The 23,535-nt window shown below is 47.1% G+C and carries 18 protein-coding genes; 16 read left to right on the top strand and 2 right to left on the bottom strand.

What is annotated here, in order from left to right; translation table 11 throughout:
* Positions 1 to 108 precede the first annotated feature (108 nt).
* The 13 genes from ileS (at position 109) to pyrE (ending at position 16,114) form a co-directional block, all read left to right on the top strand.
* A complete protein-coding gene (gene ileS, locus CEG13_RS06335; protein ID WP_100011031.1) occupies positions 109 to 2,865 on the top strand; it encodes an isoleucine--tRNA ligase in 2,757 nt (918 codons plus the stop codon).
* Between the two features lie 140 nt (positions 2,866 to 3,005).
* A complete protein-coding gene (lspA, locus tag CEG13_RS06330) occupies positions 3,006 to 3,476 on the top strand; it encodes a signal peptidase II (protein ID WP_100011030.1) in 471 nt (156 codons plus the stop codon).
* Entirely contained in the window at positions 3,473 to 4,384 is a 912-nt protein-coding gene (locus CEG13_RS06325; protein ID WP_100011029.1) for an RluA family pseudouridine synthase, read from the top strand. Before lspA ends, CEG13_RS06325 begins: the two co-directional genes overlap by 4 nt.
* Positions 4,385 to 4,559: 175 nt before the next feature.
* Complete coding sequence (gene pyrR, locus CEG13_RS06320) at positions 4,560 to 5,105, top strand: bifunctional pyr operon transcriptional regulator/uracil phosphoribosyltransferase PyrR (protein ID WP_100011028.1); 546 nt, start codon at positions 4,560 to 4,562, stop codon at positions 5,103 to 5,105.
* 215 nt (positions 5,106 to 5,320) lie between these two features.
* On the top strand, positions 5,321 to 6,688 hold the full coding sequence (locus CEG13_RS06315; protein WP_143469652.1) for a solute carrier family 23 protein: 1,368 nt from the start codon (positions 5,321 to 5,323) through the stop codon (positions 6,686 to 6,688).
* A gap of 18 nt (positions 6,689 to 6,706) precedes the next feature.
* The gene (locus CEG13_RS06310; RefSeq protein ID WP_100011026.1) at positions 6,707 to 7,639 is read left to right on the top strand and encodes an aspartate carbamoyltransferase catalytic subunit; all 933 of its coding nucleotides are present in this window, start codon (positions 6,707 to 6,709) and stop codon (positions 7,637 to 7,639) included.
* Complete coding sequence (locus CEG13_RS06305; RefSeq protein ID WP_100011025.1) at positions 7,587 to 8,861, top strand: dihydroorotase; 1,275 nt, start codon at positions 7,587 to 7,589, stop codon at positions 8,859 to 8,861. Before CEG13_RS06310 ends, CEG13_RS06305 begins: the two co-directional genes overlap by 53 nt.
* Positions 8,854 to 9,945, top strand: a complete 1,092-nt coding sequence (locus CEG13_RS06300) for a carbamoyl phosphate synthase small subunit (RefSeq protein ID WP_100011024.1) — start codon at positions 8,854 to 8,856, stop codon at positions 9,943 to 9,945. Before CEG13_RS06305 ends, CEG13_RS06300 begins: the two co-directional genes overlap by 8 nt.
* Positions 9,938 to 13,138, top strand: a complete 3,201-nt coding sequence (gene carB, locus CEG13_RS06295; RefSeq protein ID WP_100011023.1) for a carbamoyl-phosphate synthase large subunit — start codon at positions 9,938 to 9,940, stop codon at positions 13,136 to 13,138. Before CEG13_RS06300 ends, carB begins: the two co-directional genes overlap by 8 nt.
* Positions 13,135 to 13,884: a dihydroorotate dehydrogenase electron transfer subunit gene (locus CEG13_RS06290; protein WP_100011022.1), complete on the top strand. Its 750-nt coding sequence runs from the start codon at positions 13,135 to 13,137 to the stop codon at positions 13,882 to 13,884. Before carB ends, CEG13_RS06290 begins: the two co-directional genes overlap by 4 nt.
* Complete coding sequence (locus tag CEG13_RS06285; RefSeq protein ID WP_100011021.1) at positions 13,881 to 14,804, top strand: dihydroorotate dehydrogenase; 924 nt, start codon at positions 13,881 to 13,883, stop codon at positions 14,802 to 14,804. The genes CEG13_RS06290 and CEG13_RS06285 overlap by 4 nt, the downstream gene beginning before the upstream one ends.
* The gene (gene pyrF / locus CEG13_RS06280; RefSeq protein WP_100011020.1) at positions 14,797 to 15,513 is read left to right on the top strand and encodes an orotidine-5'-phosphate decarboxylase; all 717 of its coding nucleotides are present in this window, start codon (positions 14,797 to 14,799) and stop codon (positions 15,511 to 15,513) included. Before CEG13_RS06285 ends, pyrF begins: the two co-directional genes overlap by 8 nt.
* Positions 15,497 to 16,114 carry an orotate phosphoribosyltransferase gene (gene pyrE / locus CEG13_RS06275; protein ID WP_100011019.1) on the top strand — a complete coding sequence of 206 codons (618 nt, stop codon included), beginning with the start codon at positions 15,497 to 15,499 and terminating at the stop codon, positions 16,112 to 16,114. Before pyrF ends, pyrE begins: the two co-directional genes overlap by 17 nt.
* A gap of 206 nt (positions 16,115 to 16,320) precedes the next feature.
* Here pyrE and CEG13_RS06270 read toward each other — a convergent pair whose 3' ends face one another.
* Complete coding sequence (locus tag CEG13_RS06270; RefSeq protein WP_100011018.1) at positions 16,321 to 17,085, bottom strand: class I SAM-dependent methyltransferase; 765 nt, start codon at positions 17,083 to 17,085, stop codon at positions 16,321 to 16,323.
* Positions 17,086 to 17,200: 115 nt separating this feature from the next.
* Here CEG13_RS06270 and CEG13_RS06265 point away from each other — a divergent pair, with 115 nt between their 5' ends.
* Together CEG13_RS06265 and CEG13_RS06260 are read left to right on the top strand one after the other, a co-directional pair.
* Positions 17,201 to 18,061 carry a LysR family transcriptional regulator gene (locus tag CEG13_RS06265; protein ID WP_100011017.1) on the top strand — a complete coding sequence of 287 codons (861 nt, stop codon included), beginning with the start codon at positions 17,201 to 17,203 and terminating at the stop codon, positions 18,059 to 18,061.
* A 62-nt stretch (positions 18,062 to 18,123) separates the two neighbouring features.
* Positions 18,124 to 18,546: an organic hydroperoxide resistance protein gene (locus CEG13_RS06260; protein ID WP_100011016.1), complete on the top strand. Its 423-nt coding sequence runs from the start codon at positions 18,124 to 18,126 to the stop codon at positions 18,544 to 18,546.
* 26 nt (positions 18,547 to 18,572) lie between these two features.
* Here CEG13_RS06260 and CEG13_RS06255 read toward each other — a convergent pair whose 3' ends face one another.
* Complete coding sequence (locus tag CEG13_RS06255) at positions 18,573 to 20,291, bottom strand: Rqc2 family fibronectin-binding protein (protein ID WP_100011015.1); 1,719 nt, start codon at positions 20,289 to 20,291, stop codon at positions 18,573 to 18,575.
* Positions 20,292 to 20,599: 308 nt separating this feature from the next.
* On the opposite strand from CEG13_RS06255, the gene CEG13_RS06250 reads away from it, so the two are divergent.
* Positions 20,600 to 23,254 (top strand): calcium-translocating P-type ATPase, SERCA-type, encoded by a 2,655-nt coding sequence (locus CEG13_RS06250; RefSeq protein WP_100011014.1) that lies wholly within the window; start codon positions 20,600 to 20,602, stop codon positions 23,252 to 23,254.
* The last annotated feature ends 281 nt before the right edge of the window (positions 23,255 to 23,535 follow it).

The following is a 23,535-nucleotide window of genomic DNA, read 5'->3' as shown; positions in this document are numbered from 1 at the left end:
CGAGGGGTATTTCCGGAGCGGCGGGACAGAGGCTATGTCGCCGTTTCCATCAACTGCGAGATAAATAAGTAACTTTAATATTCAAATTCAATAATAGGAGGAAATAAAATGGATTATAAGGACACATTGCTAATGCCAAAGACCGCCTTTCCTATGCGCGGGAATTTGCCGAATAAGGAGCCGAAGCGGCAGGAGTATTGGGATGACACCAACCTTTATGAAAAGGTGCAGGAACGCACGAAAGGAAGACCGCTGTTTATCTTGCATGACGGCCCGCCATATGCCAATGGCGATCTGCATATTGGTCATGCACTGAACAAGATTCTAAAGGATTTTATCACCAGATATAGATCGATGTCCGGGTATCATGCCCCCTATATCCCGGGATGGGACACCCATGGGCTGCCGATTGAAACGGCGCTGACCAAAAACAAAAAAATCAAGCGCAAAGAAATGAGCATTGCCGAATTCCGGCAAAAATGTGCAGAGTACGCGCTCGGCCAGATTGACAGTCAGCGCAAGCAATTCAAACAGCTTGGCGTCCGAGGTGACTGGGACAATCCGTATGTTACACTAACGAAGGATTATGAAGCTGCCCAGATTAAGGTTTTTGGGGAGATGGCCAAAAAAGGCTATATCTATAAAGGGCTCAAACCTGTTTACTGGTCTCCTTCCTCGGAATCCGCGCTTGCTGAAGCGGAAATTGAATACAAAGATAAACGCTCTCCATCGATTTATGTTGCTTTTGAAGTCACTGATGGCAAAGGCCTCTTGGATGGCGGAGAGAAATTTATCATCTGGACGACGACCCCATGGACGATTCCGGCTAACCTCGGCATCAGTCTGCATCCGGAACTGCAATATGTGGTAGTGAAAGCACACGGAGAAAAGTATATCCTTGCTGAAGAACTGCTTGCTTCTGTGACAGAGGAATTAGGATGGGACTCACCAGAAGTGGTAAAAACCTTTACCGGCAAGGAAGCAGACAAAGTTGTAGCAAGGCATCCTTTCTATGACCGTGATTCGCTGGTGATGCTTGGGGAACATGTCACGACAGATGCCGGGACAGGATGTGTTCATACTGCACCGGGTCACGGGGAAGATGACTTTGCTGTATCCCGTTCTTATGGCATTGAACCATTATCCCCTGTAGATGACAAAGGTGTATTTACAGCAGAGGCTCCCGGGTTTGAAGGATTGTTCTATGATACGGCAAACAAAAATATTACCGAGAAACTGGAAGAAGTAGAAGCATTGTTGAAGCTCAGCTTTATCACACACTCCTATCCGCATGACTGGCGGACGAAAAAACCGACCATTTTCCGGGCAACTTCCCAATGGTTTGCTTCCATTAAGGATTTTCGCCAGGATATTCTTGACGAAATTAACCGGATCAACTGGTACCCATCCTGGGGGGAAACTCGGCTTTATAACATGGTTCGCGACCGTGAAGACTGGTGTATTTCCCGGCAGCGGGCATGGGGAGTGCCGATTCCTGTATTTTACGGCGAGGATCAGACGCCAATCCTAACCGATGAAACAATCAGCCATGTGTCTGACCTTTTCAGGGAGCATGGTTCCAACATTTGGTTTGAACGGGAAGCAAAAGATCTTCTTCCGGAGGGATTCACTTCTGAACACAGCCCGAATGGGGAGTTTACCAAGGAAATGGATATTATGGACGTATGGTTTGATTCCGGCTCCTCTCATGAAGCAGTGCTGACACAGCGCGAGGACCACCGCCGCCCTGCGGATGTCTATCTGGAAGGAAGCGATCAATACCGCGGCTGGTTTAACTCATCCCTGTCCACTGCTGTCGCTGTTACAGGCAAGGCGCCTTATGAGAATATTATCAGTCATGGGTTTGCTTTAGACGGAGAAGGAAGAAAGATGAGTAAATCAATCGGTAATGTAATCGTTCCTTCAAAAGTGCAAAAACAGCTGGGTGCCGATATTTTGCGTTTATGGGTTTCTTCCGTTGATTATCAGGCTGATGTCCGTATCTCTGATGATATTCTGAAACAAACATCGGAAGCTTACCGGAAAATCCGCAATACCTTCCGTTTTATGCTGGGTAACCTTGCTGATTTTGACCCGGCTCGTGACCGCGTTCCGGAAGCAGAGATGGAAGAAGTGGACCGCTATATGCTGCATCGTTTGCAGCAGGTGGTTAAGGATGTGCGAGCCAACTACGAGAAATACGAGTATTCGCCGATCTTCCATCAGATCCATAATTTCTGTACGGTGGATCTCAGCTCATTCTACCTGGATTTTGCCAAAGATGTGCTTTATATTGAAGCAAAAGATAATCATCGCCGGCGCAGCATTCAGACCGGGTATTATGAGATCCTTACAGCATTGGTCAAACTGCTTACCCCGATTATCCCGCATACTGCAGATGAATTGTGGGAGCATATTCCGGGTGCCGAGGAGGAAAGTGTGCAGCTCACAGATATGCCTGAGCCTCGTCAGGTTCAGCAAATGGATGAACTGGAAGGCAAATGGGATCATTTCATGCAAGTAAGAGATGATGTCCTGAAGGCGCTGGAAGAAGCACGAAATAAAAAAGTTATTGGAAAGTCGCTGGAAGCTAAAGTAACCATTGTTCCGCGGGATAAGGAGACCAAAGCGGTACTTGAGTCTCTCTCCTATTTGCAGCAGCTTCTGATTGTATCAGAAGCGAATGTCACTGACAGCAGCCCAGAGGCACAAGCATATAGATATGTGGACGTGGCGGTGGAAAAACACCCAGGCGAAAAATGTGAGCGCTGCTGGGTTGCATCCGATACGGTTGGAGAAGACAGCGACCATCCGGGACTGTGCTCCCGCTGTGCTGCGGTCGTTAAAGAAAATTATGCCAATTAAATGGCTAAAATATCCCTCTTGCAGCAAGAGGGATATTTTATCATTTTCAGTCATTCCTTCGTGCGCTATTGAAAGATCGTGAAGGAAGGACTAAGATATATCCATAAGATGCCGGGAGCAGAGAAAACGGAGGTACCTTCATGTTCAAGTATTATTTGCTTGCAGGAATCATCATAGCGATTGATCAGCTGACAAAATGGATTGTTGTCCGAACAATGGAAATCGGGGAGCGGATCCCTGTGTTTGAGAACTTTTTTTATCTGACTTCCCACCGAAACAGCGGGGCGGCATGGGGGATATTGGAAGGGCAGATGATGTTTTTCTATATTATTACGGTCATCTTTGTCATCGGTGCAGTTTATTATATGGAAAAATATGCCAGAGAAGACAAACTCCTGGCTATCTCCCTGGGGCTGGTTCTCGGGGGAGCGATTGGCAACTTTATTGATCGGCTTCTCCATCAGGAAGTGGTTGATTTCTTTGATTTTTATCTATTCGGCTATAATTTCCCTATTTTTAATGTGGCAGATTCCGCTTTAACCATTGGTGTGATTCTGGTGATCATTGCCACTATTTTCGACGAAACACAGAAAGGAAAAACGAAAAAATGACAGTTTTTCAGCATACCGTTACCAAAAAACAGGCATCTCAGCGCCTTGATAAATTACTGGCTAATCTCCAGCCGGAGCATTCCCGTTCCCAGGTGCAATCCTGGATCGCGAAAGAACTTGTAACCGTTAATCAAACTGTCGTTAAGGCAAATTACAAATGCCAGACAGGGGATGTGGTGCAGTGGGAGCTTCCGGAGATGGAGCCACTGGACATAACTGCGGAAAATATTCCTCTGACTATTTTGCATGAAGATTCGGACGTACTGGTTGTAAACAAACCGCGCGGTATGGTCGTGCATCCGTCTGCAGGCCATGCGAGCGGCACATTGGTCAATGCACTCGTTTACCACTGCAAAGATCTTTCCGGGATAAACGGAGTGGAGCGCCCGGGAATTGTCCATCGGATTGATAAGGACACAAGTGGCCTGCTGATGGTGGCCAAACATGATCAGGCTCATAAACATCTTTCCGAACAGCTTCAAGACAAGAAAATCACCCGAAAGTATGAAGCGATCGTTCATGGGGAAATCCCGCATGAAACCGGCATGATCGATGCGCCGATTGGCCGGGATCCGAAAGACAGACAGAAGATGGGAATCGTGGAAAATGGCCGACCAGCGATCACCCATTTCCGAGTATTAAAAGCATATCCGGATTATACGCATGTGGAATGTCAGCTGGAAACAGGGAGAACCCATCAAATCCGCGTGCATATGAAATATATCGGCTATCCTCTGGCAGGGGATCCCAAATACGGGCCGCGTAAAACATTGGATATCGAAGGCCAGGCCCTGCATGCGCGAACACTCGGTTTCACTCATCCGAGAACAGGGAAATGGATGGAATTTGCCGCAGAACCTCCTGCCTATTTTCAGGAAGTGCTGGATTATATAGAGAAAAAGTATTGACAGGTGCTCACTCGTCTGTAATAATAAAACAAATGCATAAGACCCTTTAACAATAGTCCCGTGAGGCTAAAAAGGTTACGGTAGCTGCAGCTATTCAGCGATGTATGTGAATCCCTTTTTTCCTTCGCGGAGAAAAGGGATATTTTATTTTTATGCTGGGTATGGAGGTAGAAAGATGAAGAAAAAAGCAGATATTCTCGATCAGCCTGCGATCAACCGAGCGCTGACACGAATTGCCCATGAAATCGTCGAGAAAAACAAAGGTGTGGACAACCTTGTGCTGGTTGGAGTGAAAACCAGAGGAGCGCCATTAACGAAAAGACTGCAGGAGAAAATCAAACAGATTGAAGAGGTCACCGTTCCAGTGGGAGAATTGGACATTACCCTCTACCGTGATGATTTGGAAAAGGCCTACGAGCAGGAGGATCCGCTTCTGAAATCTGTTGATATTGATACAAATATTTCCGGAAAACATGTTATCCTGATCGATGATGTACTGTACACCGGCAGAACAATAAGAGCGGCGATGGACGCAGTCATGGATACAGGCAGACCATCAGCTATCCAGCTGGGAGTACTGGTGGACCGGGGACACCGCGAGTTGCCCATCCGGGCAGACTATGTAGGAAAAAACATTCCCACCTCCGAACAGGAAGTGGTCGTTGTACATCTCAAAGAGACCGATGAAAAAGACCAGGTTTCCATCTATGAAAAGAACTAAACGTAATGGCGGATGCCAGTAAAATAAGCATCATGAATTAAATAAAAACCTTTAATTAAATCCAGAGAGATTCATAAGGTTGCAGCAGACGGCGTGTTTTTTAATGGACACGTATGCCTCTTTGCATCTTTATGCAAAGAGGCTTTTTTTGTGGAAAAATACAGGGAATGAATTCCCCCTGTGCAGATACATATCAGAACAATGGAGGGGTTAAGATGACACAACAAATGATCATGGACGTAAATGAAAGACCAAAGCGAAGCCAGTGGCTGCTTCTGAGCATTCAGCACTTGTTCGCCATGTTCGGCGCGACCATACTCGTTCCTTTTCTCACAGGATTATCTCCTGCGGTGGCGCTGATTTCCAGTGGAGCGGGAACGTTGGCCTATCTTTTGATAACGAAGGGAAAGATTCCTGCCTACTTAGGATCCAGTTTTGCGTTTATTGCGCCGATTATTGCGGCAAGTAGCGTGGCCGGTCCTGCCGGTGCAATGATAGGATCATTTTTTGCCGGTCTGCTCTACGGTCTGGTGGCACTGCTGATAAGACTTCTTGGCACCGACTGGCTGATGCGGATTCTCCCACCGGTGGTTGTTGGTCCGGTGATTATCGTGATCGGTCTCGGGCTTGCACCAACAGCGATTGACATGGCGATGAATCAGAATGGTGTGTATAACGGGGAATTTATTACAGTAGCTTTGTTTAGCCTTGCTGTCACCATTATTGCCTCGATTTTCATTAAAGGATTTTTTGGTCTGATTCCAATACTGCTGGGAATCACTGCAGGCTATCTGTTTGCACTTGGCCGCGGGATTGTGGACACTGCGCCGATACAGGCAGAATGGGCAGCCATCACCTCTGCTGGTTCGGTCGGTGAATTTTTGGGGGCTTTCTTTCAGGTCCCGGATTTTATCCTTCCATTTGTTGATTATGCACCTGGGGAAATCTTCTCCTTCCAGCTGCTAGCGATTATGGTGCCGATTGCCTTGGTTACGATCGCCGAGCATATTGGCGATCAGATGGTCCTGTCCAAAGTGGCAGACCGTAATTTTCTTAAAAAACCTGGTCTGCATCGTTCGATTATGGGCGACGGGGTTGCAACGATTATTGCTTCCTTTATCGGCGGACCGCCAAATACCACCTACGGGGAAAATGTTGGGGTGCTGGCGATCACCAGAATCTTCAGTGTGTTTGTGATTGCCGGAGCAGCGGTACTTGCCTTAATGTTTGGCTTCATTGGAATTGTAACAGCTTTGATCAGCTCAATTCCTGCACCGGTGATGGGCGGGGTCTCCATTCTTCTTTTTGGCATCATCGCCTCTAATGGTCTCCGAATGCTGGTGGATAACCAAATCGACTTAAGCGACAAGCGAAACCTGGTCATTTCCTCTGTCATTCTGGTAATCGGTGTCGGCGGGGCATTTATTCAAGTAACAGAAAATGTGCAGATTGCTGGTATGGCACTGGCTGCGATCATCGGAGTGGTGTTAAATCTGCTGCTTCCTGACAAAGAGAGTACAAGGAAGAAGAGCGGATTATTTACAGAAACCAAGCAGTCCGGCGTTAAGAAGCATGTATCTTAATCCAAAGGAGAGAGGGAAATGCGACATTTTCTTTCTGTTCAGCAGTTAACAAAGGAACAAATCATGGATATTTTGCAGTCAGCCGATACGATTAAGCAGGCTGTTCCTGCACTGCCACAGCAATTGTTTGCAGCAAATTTATTTTTTGAACCAAGTACAAGAACGAGGATGAGCTTCACCGCAGCAGAAAAGAGACTGGGGATGGAAGTGCTGGATTTCCAAGCGGCGGGGTCAAGCACCGAAAAAGGGGAGTCATTCTATGATACGGTCAAAACATTTGAAGCAATCGGTGCAAATCTTCTTGTCATCCGGCATCCATCTGATGACTGGGCCAGTGAAATTCCAGCCGATCTTTCCATTCCAGTAATCAATGGGGGAGCGGGAAAGAGAGAGCATCCGACACAGTGTCTGCTAGATTTGTTAACCATTTATCAGGAGTTTGGACGTTTTCAAGATTTGCAGGTTGTAATTGCCGGAGATATTAAACACAGCCGGGTGGCCCGCTCAAATGCGTTCGCTTTAAAAAGGCTCGGGGCGAATGTTCATTTATCGGCACCGCCAGGGATGGGAGACCCGGAGCTGTCGTTTCCCTATATATCCATGGACCAGGCAGTCAAGAACTGTGATGTCCTGATGCTGTTAAGGGTGCAGCGGGAAAGGCATGAGACAGAAGTTGAGACCGTGTCCTATTTGCAGCAGTACGGGCTAACACTTGAGCGGGAGGAGCAAATGAAAATACATGCGATCGTGATGCATCCCGCTCCTGTCAACAGAGGAATGGAGATAGACGCAACGCTGATGGAGTGCGGAAGGTCAAGGATCTTTAAGCAAATGGAGAACGGTGTGTATATCCGGATGGCCGTAATAGCAAACATTTTGCAGGAATGGGGGATATTGGATGAAACTGCTTTTAACAAATGCGAAGCTGCTGGAGGAAAAGGAAGGCCGTGACATTCTGATTGAAGGGGGAAAAATAAAGAAAATCGCCCCATCGATTGCCGGGGAAGCGGATGAGGTGATTGACTGTGAAGGGAAAATCGCCGTGCCCGGGTTCATCGATGTGCATATCCATCTAAGGGAGCCTGGCGGGGAACATAAGGAAACAATTCGAAGTGGAACATTGGCTGCAGCCAGGGGCGGATTCACCACAGTGTGCGCCATGCCCAATACCAACCCGGTGCCTGATAATCAGGAACACACCCAGGCACTCCTGGACAAAATAAAAAAAGATGCAAAGGTGCGGGTATTGCCTTATGCGGCGATTACCAAAGGATTAGAGGGCGAAGCATTAACCGATATGGCTGAACTTGCTGAGATAGGTGTCTTTGCTTTTACCGATGACGGGGTGGGCGTGCAGGATGCTGACCGTATGTACCGTGCCATGGAGCAGGCGGCTGCTTGCGGCAAGCCGATTATTGCCCATTGTGAGGAAAATTCGCTCGTATATGGCGGCGTGCTGCACGATGGAAAAATCAGCCGTAAGCTCAGTTTGCCTGGCATTCCTTCCTTAAGCGAATCTGTACAGATTGCCCGTGATGTCCTGCTTGCCGAGGCTGCTGGCTGTCATTATCATGTCTGCCATGTTAGCACAAAAGAATCTGTCCGGGTGATCAGGGATGCCAAAGAAGCCGGAATTAACGTGACGGCAGAAGTCACGCCGCATCATCTTTTACTAAATGAGGAAGACATTGCGCAAGATGACGCAGATTTTAAAATGAATCCGCCGCTCCGTTCCAAAGCGGATCAGGATGCACTGCTGGAAGGGCTGCTGGATGGAACCATTGACTTAATTGCCACTGATCATGCCCCACATGCCAAGGAGGAGAAAGAGCTTGGTTTTTTAGAGGCACCATTTGGCATCACAGGGCTGGAGACGGCATTTTCCCTGCTTCATACCAAGCTGGTGCTGCCAGGGACAATTACACTAAAGCAGCTGATCAATTGGCTGACGGTTAAACCCGCTAAAATTTTTCATCTGCCATACGGAGAATTAAAAGAGGGGGCGTCAGCTGATATAACGGTGCTGGATCTGCAGACAGAAACCGTCATTGACAGGGAAGGTTTGCTTTCAAAAGGAAAAAACACGCCATTTCACAACTGGAATGTCACTGGAATACCAGTATTGACGATTGCAAAGGGAAACACAGTATACAGGAGGGATGAACATGTCTAAGCGACAGATAGTGCTGGAAGACGGGACTGTTTTAATCGGGAACGGATTTGGCAGTGAAAAAGACGCCTTGGGTGAAGTGGTTTTCAATACAGGGATGACCGGCTATCAGGAGATTCTTTCTGACCCTTCATACTGCGGGCAGATCGTGATGATGACCTACCCGCTGATCGGAAATTATGGCATCAATCGTGATGACTTTGAAACGGTGAACCCGTTCATTCACGGAATGATCGTAAAAGAAGTGTGTGATGCTCCCTCCAATTTCCGTAAAGAGGAAAGTTTAGACACGTATCTGAAGAACAATAGCATTCCGGGGATTTCAGGGGTTGATACACGCAAGCTGACAAAGATTATCCGCAAACACGGAACGATGAAAGCAGCTATCACCTCACTTGAACATCGTGCTGAGGAGGTACTGGAATACATAAAAAACAAGCCGCTAAAGCGTGATCAGGTCTCGCATGTCTCTACTGTGAAACCATATGTTGTGCCAGGACGCGGCAAGCGAATAGTGGTTGTGGACTTTGGAATGAAGCACGGAATTCTCCGGGAACTGACCAAGCGCAGCTGCCACATCACTGTCGTTCCGTATAACTGCAGTGCCGAAGAAATATTGCGCTTGAAACCGGATGGGCTGATGCTGACTAATGGGCCTGGAGACCCAAAAGATGTGCCCGAAGCAATCGAAATGATTCAGAACATCCTTGGAAAGATTCCGCTGTTTGGGATTTGCCTTGGTCATCAGCTGCTCGCCCTGGCAGCAGGTGCAGATACCGATAAAATGAAGTTTGGCCACCGGGGCTCGAATCATCCGGTAGCTGATCTTTCCAGAGACAAAACATTCATGACTTCCCAGAACCACAGTTATGCTGTCAAAGCGACATCGCTTGTAGGAACGGAACTTGCCGTAACCCAGGTTGCGTTAAATGACCGATCTGTGGAAGGGATCAGGCATAAAATTCACCCTGCCTATTCCGTGCAATATCATCCGGAAAGTGCTCCAGGTCCTGAAGATACAAGTTTCTTATTTGATGAATTTCTCAACATGACGGCTCAGCATGAAAGGGAGGGGTTATATGCCTAAAAATAACGGCATCAAAAAAATTCTCGTCATCGGTTCTGGTCCGATTGTGATTGGGCAGGCAGCTGAATTTGATTATTCCGGAACTCAAGGATGTCAGGCGCTGAGGGAAGAAGGGTATACGGTCATTCTTGCTAATTCCAATCCGGCGACGATCATGACCGACCACACGGTGGCAGATAAAGTATACATGGAGCCGCTGACGGTAGAATTTCTAACCAAAATTATCCGTAAAGAGCAGCCGGATGCCCTGCTGCCGACATTGGGCGGCCAAACTGGACTGAATTTGGCAGTTGCATTGGATGAGGCGGGGGTCCTCGCTGAACATGATGTTACCTTGCTTGGTACCTCTTTGCAGGCAATCCAGCAGGCTGAGGACCGGGAGCAGTTCCGGGATCTGATGCTTGAGCTGGGGGAGCCCGTGCCGGAAAGCTCGATTGTCATGTCGGTTGATCAGGCGCAAAAATTTGCTGAGACAATCGGCTATCCTCTGATTGTCCGTCCTGCCTACACACTTGGCGGCACTGGAGGAGGAATGTGCTGGAGTGAGGAAGAACTGGTCGAGGTGACCCGGAATGGACTGGCGCTTTCCCCTGTTGGGCAATGTTTGGTGGAGAGAAATATTGCCGGTTATAAAGAAATCGAATATGAAGTGATGCGGGATAAAAAGGATCAGGCGATTGTCGTTTGCAATATGGAAAATGTCGATCCTGTCGGCATACATACAGGCGATTCAATTGTGGTTGCCCCCTCTCAGACATTAAGCGACAGAGAGTACCAGATGCTGCGCAACGCTTCATTGAAGATCATTCGCGCCCTCGAGATCGAGGGCGGATGCAATGTGCAGCTTGCACTGGATCCGCACAGTTTTAACTATTACATTATCGAAGTGAACCCTAGGGTCAGCCGCTCTTCAGCTCTTGCGTCCAAGGCGACCGGTTACCCGATTGCCAAAATGGCGGCAAAAATCGCGGTTGGTCTTACCCTTGATGAGATTATTAACCCAATCACCGGCAATACCTATGCCATGTTTGAGCCGGCACTGGATTATGTAGTTACCAAAATTCCACGTTTCCCTTTTGACAAATTCATCTTTGGCGACCGTTATCTGGGAACGCAAATGAAAGCAACAGGGGAAGTGATGGCCATCGGCAGAAGCTTTGAAGAATCACTGCTGAAGGGCATCCGCTCGCTTGATATCGGGACCGAAGAGCTTTGGCTGGACAGTCTGGCGGTGTTGCCGGGTGACAAGCTGAAAAAACATCTGAAAAAAGCAGGCGATGAGCGGATTTTCATGATCGCTGAAGCCTTCCGACGGGGCTTTAGTGTGGATGATATCGGACAGGTGACAAAAATTGACCGATTCTTTCTCGTTAAAATCGCCAAACTGGTGCAGATGGAACAGGAATTACAGGATAACCGGCTGTCATCTACTGTACTGAGAAAGGCGAAGGAGCTGGGAATTTCCGATGAACAAATCGCTCGTCTCTGGAACATCGATGCCGACGCTGTTTATCATGAGCGGATGAGGGAGCATATTTTCCCAGTTTACAAGATGGTGGACACTTGTGCAGCGGAATTTGAGTCCGCCACTCCATATTATTACAGTACTTATGAAGAGGAAAATGAAGTCCTGCCGAGCAAGCAGAAAAAGATCCTTGTGCTTGGTTCCGGTCCGATCCGCATCGGTCAGGGGATAGAATTTGACTATGCCACCGTTCATTCCGTCCTGGCTATTAAAGAAATGGGATATGAAGCAATCATTATGAATAATAACCCGGAAACGGTTTCGACGGATTTCAGTATTTCTGACAGGCTTTATTTTGAGCCGCTGACATTGGAAGATGTGATGCATGTCGCAGAACTGGAGAAGCCTGAGGGAGTTGTTGTCCAATTCGGCGGACAAACCGCAATTAATTTGGCAGAAGGGCTCGTCCGGCGCGGAATAAAAATTTTGGGCACCAACCTGGAAGCGATCGACCGTGCTGAAGACCGGGACAAATTCGAGGCGTTTTTAGAGGAACTGCACTTGATGAGACCTGCAGGCAAAACGGTGCGCGAGTTGAATGATGCGTTACAGGTGGCAAGTCGAGTCGGCTATCCAGTACTTGTACGCCCTTCCTATGTAATCGGCGGAAGCAGAATGGAAATCGTCTATAACGATGAAGAGCTGAAGGGATATTTGAAGAAGTCGGGAAATCAGAAGTGGACACACCCGATTTTGATAGATAAATATATTACCGGCATCGAAGTGGAAGTCGATGCAATCAGCGATGGTGAGAATGTGATCATTCCGGGGATTATGGAACATATTGAACGATCCGGTGTCCATTCAGGAGACTCGATTGCTGTCTGGCCGCCGCAGCGAATCAGTGAGCAGGTTAAAGAGCAATGTCTGGAGGCTGCCATTAAAGTAGCCCGTGGTCTGAAGGTAAAGGGTTTAATCAATATCCAGTTTATCGTACAAGGGGAAGAGGTCTATATCCTGGAGGTCAATCCGCGTGCCAGCAGAACGATCCCTTTCTTGAGTAAAATTACTGGTGTTACCATGGCCAATATTGCTACCAAGTGCATTCTTGGTTCAACGCTGAGTGAGATGGGTTATCAGACAGGGGTTCTGCCTGAAATGGAAGAGGTTGCCGTCAAAGTCCCGGTGTTTTCCTTTGAAAAACTGCGCAGTGTGGATACGATATTAGGACCGGAAATGAAGTCAACCGGTGAGGCTATTGGTTTCGATAAAACGCTGGAAAAGGCGTTATATAAGGGGTTGATCGCCTCGGGTCTTGAGGTTCCGCTTGAAGGTGCCGTCCTGTTGACTGTTGCAGATAAAGATAAACCGGAAATGCTCCAGATAGCCAGACGATTCCATCAGCTGGGCTTTAAAGTTTTTGCAACCAAAGGCACCGCAGCAGCGATTTCTGCATCGGGCTTGCCGGTAACGGAAGTGGCGAAGATTGGCGCAGGGGCCTCTCCGGATGTGCTTTCCGTCATCAAAAAAGGTGAGGTGCAATTCGTGATTAACACACTCACCTCCGGCCAGCAGCCGCGCTCCGACGGATTCATGATTCGCCGGAGTGCCGTGGAACATGGAATTGCCTGTTTAACCAATTTAGACACTGCTCAAGCAATTCTAAATGTAATCGATTCGACTACTTTTCATGCCAAACCGATGGAGAAAAAGGTGATTGCCCCATGATTAAAAAAGAAATGGTAAGGGTTGAATCTTCCAGTCTGGTAGCCCGGGACACTGTGAAAATGGTGTTAGAAAATGAGTATATCAGCAGGCTGGCTGTACCTGGCCAATTCCTGCATGTGGAGGCAGCTGGTCATACACTGAGGAGGCCAATCTCCATTGCGGATGCAGACAGGGAGATCGGGACGGTGACTATTATATTCAGGGTGACCGGCTCAGGCACCAAACAGTTGGCTTCATGCCAGCCTGGGATGACATTAACGGTACTGGGGCCAAACGGAAATGGTTTTCCTTTTATGCAGGCAGGGTCTCGTGTGCTGTTAATCGGCGGAGGAATTGGTGTGCCGCCACTCTACTATCTTGGCAGGTCTTTGGCAGTAAAGCCATGCACCGTTAAAGCAATACTCGGATTTCAATCAGCTGCCGATGTATTTTATGAAAAGGAGTTTCGGGAGTTTGCCGGGACGGTGATTGTGACCAATGATGGTTCTTTTGGAGAAAAGGGTCTGGTCACCGATGTCATCGAACAAGCGGGCAGTTTTGATTACTACTACACATGTGGACCGACCCCCATGCTCCAGGCAGTCACAAGAAAACTGAAAAGAAAGCCGGGATTTGTTTCCATGGAAGAATATATGGGCTGCGGAGTCGGTGCCTGCTTTGCCTGTGCCATCCCGGCCAGGGACGGCGGATACAAAAAAATCTGCAAAGATGGACCGGTCTTTCCCGCGGAGGAGGTGCGGTTATGACAAATTTGGCGGTAAAACTTCCCGGCTTAAGTTTGAAAAATCCTGTCATGCCTGCGTCAGGATGCTTTGGATTTGGCCGGGAATACAGTAAATTTTATGATCTGGGCAAATTGGGTGCGGTGATCATAAAGGCAGCTACAGGATCAGAGCTATTTGGCAATCCGACACCAAGAGTAGCCGAGACGCCTTCAGGTATGCTCAACGCGATCGGCTTGCAAAACCCGGGGGTTGAAAAAATTATTGAGCACGAACTGCCGTTTCTCAGTCAGTGTGAGATTCCCGTGATTGCCAATGTGGCAGGAAGCATTATAGACGAATATGAAATGGTAGCCAAAGCTTTTAATCAGACAGACATGGTAAATGCCCTGGAATTGAATATCTCCTGCCCAAATGTAAAACAAGGCGGAATGCAATTTGGAACTGATCCAAAAATGGCAGCGATGGTCACGGAGCGAGTAAAGAGGGTAAGCAATCTGCCGGTATATGTAAAATTATCTCCAAATGTCACAGATATCAAGAAAATGGCAAAGGCAGTGGAGGCGGCCGGTGCCGATGGTATTTCGATGATCAATACACTGACCGGAATGCAAATTGATTTAAAAAGCAGGAAGCCGCTGCTGGCCAATCAGACAGGCGGATTATCCGGTCCGGCGATTAAGCCGGTAGCTATCCGAATGATCGATGAGGTGAAACAACATGTCTCTATACCGATTATTGGAATGGGAGGTATCAGCTCTGCAGAAGATGTTCTGGAATTTTTGCTGGCTGGTGCCGATGCGGTTGCTGTCGGTACCGCAAATTTCCAAAATCCCCTGATCTGTCCGGAGATTATCGAGGAATTGCCAGGAGTGCTCCATCGGTTTGGTTTCGATTCCGTTGCTGACGCAGTCGGAAAGGGAGGTTCTCATGCCCATGTGTAAGACGATTTATCTGGCGCTGGATTTTCCTGACTGGAAGCATGCGAGTTATTTTCTGGAAAGCAATCAATTAAAAGGGGTGCCGGTAAAAGTAGGAATGGAACTGTTTTACCGGGAGGGCCCTCATGTGATTGAGAAACTGAAGGAAAATGGGCATCCGGTCTTTCTTGACTTAAAATTGCATGACATCCCAAATACGGTACAACATGCTATGCATAACCTGGCAAGTCTGGAAGTGGATATTGTTAATGTCCATGCACTGGGCGGGGGAGAGATGATTAAGCGGGCCAAAGAGGGGCTGGTCTCGGGAAAGAGGCATAGTCACGAGACAAAGCTAATTGCCGTGACACTTTTGACCTCCCATGATGAGATGACGATCAAGAATGAACTTAAGATGTCAGGGAAAATGGAAAACAACTCCAAGCATTTGGCACTAATAGCCAAAGAGAATGAAGCAGATGGCGCCGTCTGTTCGGCTTATGAAGCATCACTAATCAAGGAGGTCTGCGGGGCAGATTTTCTTGCCGTGACACCAGGAATCCGCTTGAAAGGAAGTACTCCTGATGACCAGAAAAGAATTGCCGACCCCGGTTTTGCCCGAAAAAATGGTGCAGATATCTTAGTTGTCGGCCGGAGCATTACACAGGCAGCATTACCATATACAGCCTATCAGCAGGCAGTAAAGGAGTGGAAGCATGGATTACCGCTATGAAATCGCCAATGACCTTTTGGCCATCAAGGCCGTACAAATTAATACAGATGATTATTTCACCTGGACATCCGGCATAAAGTCGCCAATCTATTGTGATAACCGTCTTACTATATCCTATCCTTCTATACGAAAAAGGATTGCTGAGGCTTTCGTGACGATGATCAGCGAGAAGGGGATAGAACCTGATGTGATAGCCGGCTGTGCAACTGCAGGCATTCCGCATGCCGCCTGGCTGGCTGAGGAACTTGGGATCCCCATGGTATATGTGCGCTCCAAACCAAAAGGGCATGGCAATGGGAAGCAAATCGAAGGGGAACTCTTGCCGGGTCAGCAGGTTATTGTCATCGAAGACCTGGTGTCCACAGGTGGGTCCTCACTTAATGCCGCAAAAGCCTTGCAGGAGCATGGTGCTGAGGTAATCGGTGTTTTGTCCATTTTTACATACGGTCTAAGGCAGACAGCAGAAACATTTGCTGGAGAAAATATAGCTTTAGATTCCATAACAGGCTTTGACCAGCTTATGAACGTACTGAAAGAAGCAGGCATAATGGATGAGAAAGAAAAAGCCGAAATGCTCACGTGGAGAGATCAGTTGCTGTAACAAAAGGCTTTTTTTAAAAGAATGTTGTTTTATCACAATATCCATAAACTGCGCCGTAAATCAGTGGGTTTCATGAACGCCGCTGCGGAAAGCGAGGGGTATTTCCGCAGCGGCAGCCTATCTCGCAGTTTCCCATCAACTACGAAATAAAAAGTAAAAAAACTTATTAAAATAGCCTGGCTAAAAAAGAATGCTCACATCAGTGATCATTCCTTTTTGCATAACACCATCCATTCATCAATGGTGAACCCGGCAATGCTTCCGTCTGTCATTTCAATTTGAAAATAGTCACGGATATGCTGGTCGGCATTTGTTATAAATGCAGTAATCTCCTGTTTCTCTTCCTCTGTATCCACTGTACGATTGAGCCATTCCTCATAAGGCAGCCGCTTCTTTCTCTCTTCACTTTTTGCAATAGTAAAATTGCTTTCCTGTAAAAGCTCTCTCCATTTACGGATCGTCAATGAACAGACATGGCTTGAATCTCGCTTTTCTTCCAACGTATTAATAAAGTAATTAAGCTCTGTGTTCTCTGCTGCTACATTGTCAATAAGCAGGAAACTTCCACCGGCTTTTAGTACCCTGTTCGCTTCCTGGAGAAACAAAGAGGGATTAGGAAAATGATGTGCTGCTATTCTGCATGTCACCACATCAAATGTCTCGTCCAGAAACGGCAAATCTTCTGCATCGCCAAGGACGTATTCGATATTCGAATAGGCAAGAAGATGCTGGGAAGTATGTGCAAGCATCTCCTTCGTTAAGTCACTGGCAATCACCTGCTTAACAAAGGGAGCAAGCTGTTTTGCCACATGCCCTCCCCCTGTTGCAATATCCAGTATCTTCATGTCTTGTTGCGGGTTGAGCCATTGGGTTAGTAACGGCAAATCTGCCCCTTTTGCATGTGTCGTGCTGGTGACGTACGCTGCTTTATTTTTGGCAAACTTCTGTTTTACAACTTCTTTTTCTCTCATCTGCTCGCTTCCCTTCCTAATCTATAATCACAGTATACGCTCACAGTCGCAATAAGGAAAATATTGATTTATAATTAATAGTGATAACAAAAACAAATCATAGAGGGAGAGCCTAATGAAAATTGACGACTACGCTTTGCTGGTTAAGCTGAGTGAGGTGGGGACCATCAGAGGTACGGCAAAAGCAGTACTGATTTCCCAGCCTGCGGTCACACAGCGGCTCAAATACATTGAAGAATACATGGGGCAGCCGATTTTTATCCGGACACCGAAGCGGCTGATCCCCACTCCCGCCGGGGAAATGATTTTAGAGCATGCACAGGCTGTCCTGGAACAGGAGCAGGCGATGAAAAACAGACTGGCTCAGTCGAGTACAGAGGTGCAGGGTACATTGTCTGTTGCCTGTTCCTCACTGATCAGCCAGCGGTTTCTGCCTGCCATTCTCCGGGACTTTACCACTGCCTACCCAAAAGTTGCGATTGATTTGGTGACAGGGATCAGTGAAGACATTAAACGCAATCATAAAAACTATCATGTTTGCATCATCCGCGGCGAGAAGCTGAAAGAAAGCACCTGCATCCGCTTATTTAACGATCCGCTGTACATGTTTGATACCGAGCCATTTCCAATGCATACATTGAAAAAGCGTCCGCTGATTTCCTTCAGCAGTGATGACAGCATGCATGAGCTGGTGGATAACTGGCTTTACCATCACCAAGGAGACATCAAGCCAATCCGAACCTTGACCGTGGACCAGATTGAGACCTGTAAGCAATTTATGAAACAGGGACTGGGTATGGCCGTGCTGCCGGAAAGTGTCTCTCATGATTTAAAAGATGACTATCCGAATGTCCCGCTGATGCTGGAAGGAAGGCCGGTGACAAGAGATACGTGGGTGTGTTATCAGGAAGGGGTGAGGGAATTGCCCCAGGTTGACCAGTTCATCCAGGCGATCTCCAGTAAATTATCTCTGTAATGTTTAATAAAAACCGAAATAAGGAATAACCTAGGTAGAAAAGAAAAAAGGAGCGTATCATAATGAGCGACGTACTATTTACATCAGCAGCAACAGCAAAAAACGGAAGAGATGGTCATGTAAAATCAAAAGACGGACAGCTTGATTTTAACCTGGTCAACCCTGCAGGAAATAAATCAGGTGAAGAAGGAGCAAACCCTGAGCAGTTTTTTGCCGCGGGTTATGCTGCCTGTTTCGACGGGGCATTAAATAATGTAGCAGGGAAGCAGAACAAAGAGGTTGAGTCGGAAACAACCGCAGAAGTCAGCTTTATGAAAGATCCGGAAGACGGCGGATTTAAACTTGGTGTAACCCTGACCATTGAAATGAAAGGGGTCAGTCAGGACGAAGCGGATAAATTAGCAAAAGATGCTCACGATTTCTGCCCGTATTCCAAAGCGACCAGAGGCAATATTGAGGTTAAATTGAATCCGAAAGCAGTGTAAACAAAAGCGGATGATTCTTCCCGGAATCATCCGTTTTGCTTTTTCCTTTTAAGTTTTTCAATTGTTTTTTCCTCCGGTGTCACAAACAACGTTTTCTGGTTATCATAGATAACATAGCCAGGCTTGGCACCATTTGGCTTTTTCACATGACGGATTTTTGTATAATCCACCGGAACAGACGAGGATCCTTTTGATTTGCTGAAATAAGCGGCAATTTCCGCTGCTTCTGCCAATGTTTCTTCACTGGGGTCGCTGTTTCGGATCACCACATGGGAACCAGGAATGTCCTTGGTATGCAGCCAGATCTCATCCTGGCGGGCAATCCTGTTGGTGACATATTCATTCTGTTTATTATTTTTCCCGACGAGAATTTCCGTGCCGTCTGTTGCCATATAGGTTTCTGGCACGGGCTTTTTCGGTTTGTTCTTTTTCTTTCCGGTCTTTTGTTTTTTCAGGTATCCTTCTTCCCGCAGTTCCTCGCGAATTTCTTCTATATCTTCCATAGCGGCTGAATCGATTTGCTGCAGCAGCTGGTCAAAATACCGCAGTTCCTCATTCGTTTTTGTTATTTCTTTTTCTACAGCCTGTTTGGATTTTTTCAGTTTTTGATAGTTTTTATAGAAGCTTTGGGCATTTTCGCTTGGTGTTTTATTCGGGTCCAGCTCGATCACAATCTCCTGCTGTTCCGGATGATAATAGTCGACGACGGTAACCGTTGCATCTCCCTGTTTGACAAGATGCATATGGGCTGTCAGCAGTTCGCCATACTTTTGATAGTGATCCGCACTTTCTGCTTTCTTCAGGGTCTGTGCATGTTTTTTCAGCTTTCGTTTGTTTTTATCTCTTTCATTTTTTAAAAATCGGTACAAATCCTTCGCTTGCTGTTTGACACGGTCGCGCTCCGCCTTGCCGGAATAAAAGGTGTCAAGCATGGTGCTGGCAGTAGTAAAATCTTCTATTTCTCCGCTAGTCTCCGTTAATGGCAGGACATGAAAATCTTCTTTTTTCCCGCGGTAGATGGCTGGAGCATACTGATCATGTGTGATTTGTTCCTGGACCTTAAGAAACTCGGTTTGATAGGTAGCTGATGTGCCGAGACTGGCTCTTTTTGCGATCTCCTTAGTAATCAATGGCGAGAAACCTTGCAACATCCCGACCATTTGCTTATCAAGCTGTCCGGCATTGAAATCCAGTTTGGCGATAAACTGCTTACCGCTCAGTGTCAATGGATTGGATTTGTTTTGCTTGGGCGGCTCGATATACGTATGTCCAGGGAGAATCGTCCGGTGACGGTTCTGGGCCATGGAGATATGTTTGAAGCTTTCAATAATATGCCCTTTGTCCTGATCGATGAGCATCACATTGCTGTGCTTGCCCATTAGCTCGATGATCAGCGTTTTGGAGGAGACATCCCCGATTTCATTCCGCGTTTTGACGGAAAAAGTGACAATGCGCTCCATTTCATCCTGCTCAATTGCTTCCACTATCGCCCCGGAAAGGTGTTTCCGGAGCACCATGCAGAACATGGGCGGCTCCAGTGGGTTTTTATAAGAGTCTTCGGTTAAATGAAAACGCGCATAGGAAGGATGAATCGACAAAAGCAGGCTGTGATTCTCTCCCTGGCTGCGGATTGTCAATATAAGTTCTGTATTGGTCGGCTGGTAGATTTTCGTTATCTTTCCCGGGACCAGTTTGTCTGCTAATTCTTTCGTTACGGCTCGTGTAACAATACCATCAAATGGCATAGGATCACCTCACCGGCAATTATAGCATTTTTCCGGACAAGTATGCATACATATTAGAGAGGATGTTCAAAAAGTCCGGTAGCAATGACGCGTCGAATTTCTTCTTTGGCTTGTTTCTCCGTTCCTTGGAAAAGAAAATCACTTTTCCTGCGTGCGAAAGCGTCTGCTCATGTATCTGAATGCATACATTTCGCTACTCGAAACTACGCCGCGATCTGAACTTCTCGGTCCTTGTTATCCTCCTTTTTGAACATATATTAGGTGAGAAGTCAGAAACGGCGAGCCTGCGGGGATTTGGAGGAATCAATATGAAATGGTACCAGCTAGACATTGATCGCATTGAACAAAAATTGCATGTGACTGCAAACAGGGGATTAAGTGAAAAGCAAGTAGAACAGCGGCGCAAACAATACGGGGAAAATCTGCTTGCCTCTCAGCAGCACACATCAAAATGGCTTACATTTATCAAACAGTTTCAGGATTTTATGGTGCTTGTCCTTTTGGCTGCCACGTTAATTGCCGGGCTTTTGGGTGAGTTCGTTGATGCGATTGCCATTATGGTGATTGTCCTTGTCAATGGGTTTATCGGTTTTTTTCAGGAACAGAAGGCGGAGAAATCGCTGGAAAAACTTAAAGAATTATCCGCTCCAATGGCCAATGTTTTTCGGGATGGGAAATGGGAAAAAATTTCCTCCCGTGATGTCGTAGTAGGGGACATTGTAAAAATTGTTAGCGGGGACCGGATTCCGGCTGATATCCGCGTCATTAAATCCAATAGTATGGAAACAGAAGAGTCGGCGCTTACGGGTGAGTCGCTGCCGGTAATGAAGCATGCCTCAGCAATTGTAAAGGACGAGCTAGAGGCACAGGATCAAGCAAATATGGGGTTTATGGGAACAATGGTCACACGAGGGTCCGGTACCGGCATTGTTGTTGGCACCGGGATGGATACGGTTATGGGACAAATTGCTACCCTGATGGTGCAAACCGAAAAGCAAGTGACCCCACTGGAACGCCGGCTTGCAGAACTCGGGAAAATCCTGATTGTCCTTGCTTTGATCCTGACCGCCCTTGTGGTTATGCTCGGCGTTTTTCAAGGTCATCCGGTCTACCATATGTTTTTGGCGGGCGTATCTCTGGCTGTTGCGGCAATACCTGAAGGACTGCCGGCAATCGTTACAGTAGCACTTTCTCTCGGTGTTCAACGGATGATCCGAAAAAAAGCAATCGTACGCAAACTGTCTGCGGTGGAAACACTTGGCTGCGCCTCCGTCATTTGCTCGGACAAGACTGGTACAATGACCGAAAACCAGATGACAGTGAAAGAAATCTACCTGAATGGCAAGCAGCTATATGTCACAGGTGACGGCTACAGCACACAGGGCGATTATTTTTTCAATCAGCGCAAAGTAAACGATGATTTCCCCAACTTAAATAACATGCTGCTTTATGGCATGCTTTGCAATCATGCAGAACTTCAAGTAAAAAAAGGCAAATACCGGGTGGAGGGTGACCCAACGGACGGGGCACTTCTGGTCGCTGCGCGGAAACTGGGACTGACACAAGAAACCGGGGAGAAATACCGGGTGATTAAGGAAATTCCGTTTGACTCGGATCGCAAGCGGATGAGTGTAATTGTGGAAGATGAAAACGATATGCGCTTTTTAATCACGAAGGGTGCCCCTGATGTGCTGCTCCCAAGATCGGAATTTTTTGTGGATGATACAGGAAGACAGCGGATCCAGCAAACCGACCGTGCGCGTATTGACGGGGCAGTGAGCCGGATGGCGGATAATGCGCTGCGCACGATTGCGGTGGGAATGAAGCCGATCACCAAGCAGGATACACTGGAAACGGAATTTCTGGAGCGTGATTTAACTTTCATCGGACTGTATGGGCTGATGGATCCGCCAAGAAAAGAAGTAAAGTCGGCAATTGCCGAGTGCCGCCAGGCCGGGATAAAGACGGTAATGATTACAGGCGACCATGTCAAAACAGCGAGGGCTATTGCACGGAATTTAAATCTTTTGCCGGAAAACGGTATGGTTCTCGAAGGACATCAGCTGAGCAAAATGTCATCAGCCGATCTGGGGGAAGTCATCGAGGATACGTATGTATTTGCCAGGGTTACACCGGAGCATAAGCTGAAAATCGTCAAAGCTTTTCAGGAAAAAGGGCATATTGTTGCCATGACAGGGGATGGCGTCAATGATGCACCAGCCATTAAGGCAAGTGATATCGGCATCAGCATGGGCAGGAGCGGTACAGATGTTACCAAGGAAGCTTCCTCATTGATATTAATGGACGACAATTTTGCTACGATAAAATCGGCGATCCAGGAAGGGCGGAATATATATGAAAACATCCGGAAATTTATCCGCTACTTGCTTGCATCCAATGTTGGTGAAATTCTCGTCATGCTGTTTGCGATGCTGCTTGCTCTCCCGCTTCCTCTTGTGCCGGTACAGATTCTTTGGGTGAACCTGGTGACAGACGGCCTGCCGGCGATGGCGCTCGGACTGGATCAATCAGAAGATGATGTAATGCGGCGCGGACCGAGGAATTCAAGGGAAGGCGTATTTGCCCGCGGGCTTGGCTATAAAATTGTCAGCAGGGGAATTTTAATCGGCGTGGTAACGTTAATTGCCTTTATGTTTGCGTACCAAAACAACCCGGACAATCTGGTTTATGCACAGACAATTGCATTTACTACACTGGTAATGACCCAGCTGATTCATGTGTTTGACTGCCGCAGCGAGACATCGGTATTTTCCAGAAATCCATTTGAAAATATCTATCTCGTCTTTGCCGTATTATCATCACTTTTGCTGCTTCTGGTAGTTATTTATTGGGAACCGCTGCAGCCTGTTTTTCATACAACCTTTTTAAGCATTCGAGACTGGGTGTTTATTGTCGCCCTGAGTGCCCTCCCTACAGTATTGTTTGGCTTTACAAAAAAATAGCACCAGTTGCCCGGACCGTTCATGACTTTATAGATCGGTCCGGGCATTGTTTTGGCTAAACTTTCTGCAGGCGGAGTAAATCAAGCCTTAGTTTTCATTTATGCTGAAAAAGCGTTATAATAAAAGTTACGCATGCAGGAGGTTCAGTAAGCCGGAGAAAAAGAGCGTGATTGCGAGCAAAATAAAGGATATTCAGAGAATCTTAAGTAAATAGTTGAATTTCGGCCATGATTATCCGTATAATAAACATATCCACAAAATAGAGAGAAAAGCTGGATAAA

It is taken from the genome of Lentibacillus sediminis, assembly GCF_002763455.1.
Lineage (GTDB): Bacteria > Bacillota > Bacilli > Bacillales > Amphibacillaceae > Lentibacillus_D > Lentibacillus_D sediminis_A.
This window is presented reverse-complemented; position numbering and strand designations above follow the sequence as displayed.

Coding starts and splice junctions, on each gene's coding strand:
- CEG13_RS06310 (WP_100011026.1), top strand. CDS start 6,707: ATGCGACATTTTCTTTCTGTTCAGCAGTTAACAAAGGAACAAATCATG.
- CEG13_RS06290 (WP_100011022.1), top strand. CDS start 13,135: ATGATTAAAAAAGAAATGGTAAGGGTTGAATCTTCCAGTCTGGTAGCC.
- CEG13_RS06270 (WP_100011018.1), bottom strand. CDS start 17,085: ATGAGAGAAAAAGAAGTTGTAAAACAGAAGTTTGCCAAAAATAAAGCA.
- CEG13_RS06250 (WP_100011014.1), top strand. CDS start 20,600: ATGAAATGGTACCAGCTAGACATTGATCGCATTGAACAAAAATTGCAT.
- pyrF (WP_100011020.1), top strand. CDS start 14,797: ATGTGTAAGACGATTTATCTGGCGCTGGATTTTCCTGACTGGAAGCAT.
- ileS (WP_100011031.1), top strand. CDS start 109: ATGGATTATAAGGACACATTGCTAATGCCAAAGACCGCCTTTCCTATG.
- lspA (WP_100011030.1), top strand. CDS start 3,006: ATGTTCAAGTATTATTTGCTTGCAGGAATCATCATAGCGATTGATCAG.
- CEG13_RS06305 (WP_100011025.1), top strand. CDS start 7,587: ATGAAACTGCTTTTAACAAATGCGAAGCTGCTGGAGGAAAAGGAAGGC.
- CEG13_RS06260 (WP_100011016.1), top strand. CDS start 18,124: ATGAGCGACGTACTATTTACATCAGCAGCAACAGCAAAAAACGGAAGA.
- carB (WP_100011023.1), top strand. CDS start 9,938: ATGCCTAAAAATAACGGCATCAAAAAAATTCTCGTCATCGGTTCTGGT.
- pyrE (WP_100011019.1), top strand. CDS start 15,497: ATGGATTACCGCTATGAAATCGCCAATGACCTTTTGGCCATCAAGGCC.
- CEG13_RS06265 (WP_100011017.1), top strand. CDS start 17,201: ATGAAAATTGACGACTACGCTTTGCTGGTTAAGCTGAGTGAGGTGGGG.
- pyrR (WP_100011028.1), top strand. CDS start 4,560: ATGAAGAAAAAAGCAGATATTCTCGATCAGCCTGCGATCAACCGAGCG.
- CEG13_RS06255 (WP_100011015.1), bottom strand. CDS start 20,291: ATGCCATTTGATGGTATTGTTACACGAGCCGTAACGAAAGAATTAGCA.
- CEG13_RS06285 (WP_100011021.1), top strand. CDS start 13,881: ATGACAAATTTGGCGGTAAAACTTCCCGGCTTAAGTTTGAAAAATCCT.
- CEG13_RS06315 (WP_143469652.1), top strand. CDS start 5,321: ATGACACAACAAATGATCATGGACGTAAATGAAAGACCAAAGCGAAGC.
- CEG13_RS06300 (WP_100011024.1), top strand. CDS start 8,854: ATGTCTAAGCGACAGATAGTGCTGGAAGACGGGACTGTTTTAATCGGG.
- CEG13_RS06325 (WP_100011029.1), top strand. CDS start 3,473: ATGACAGTTTTTCAGCATACCGTTACCAAAAAACAGGCATCTCAGCGC.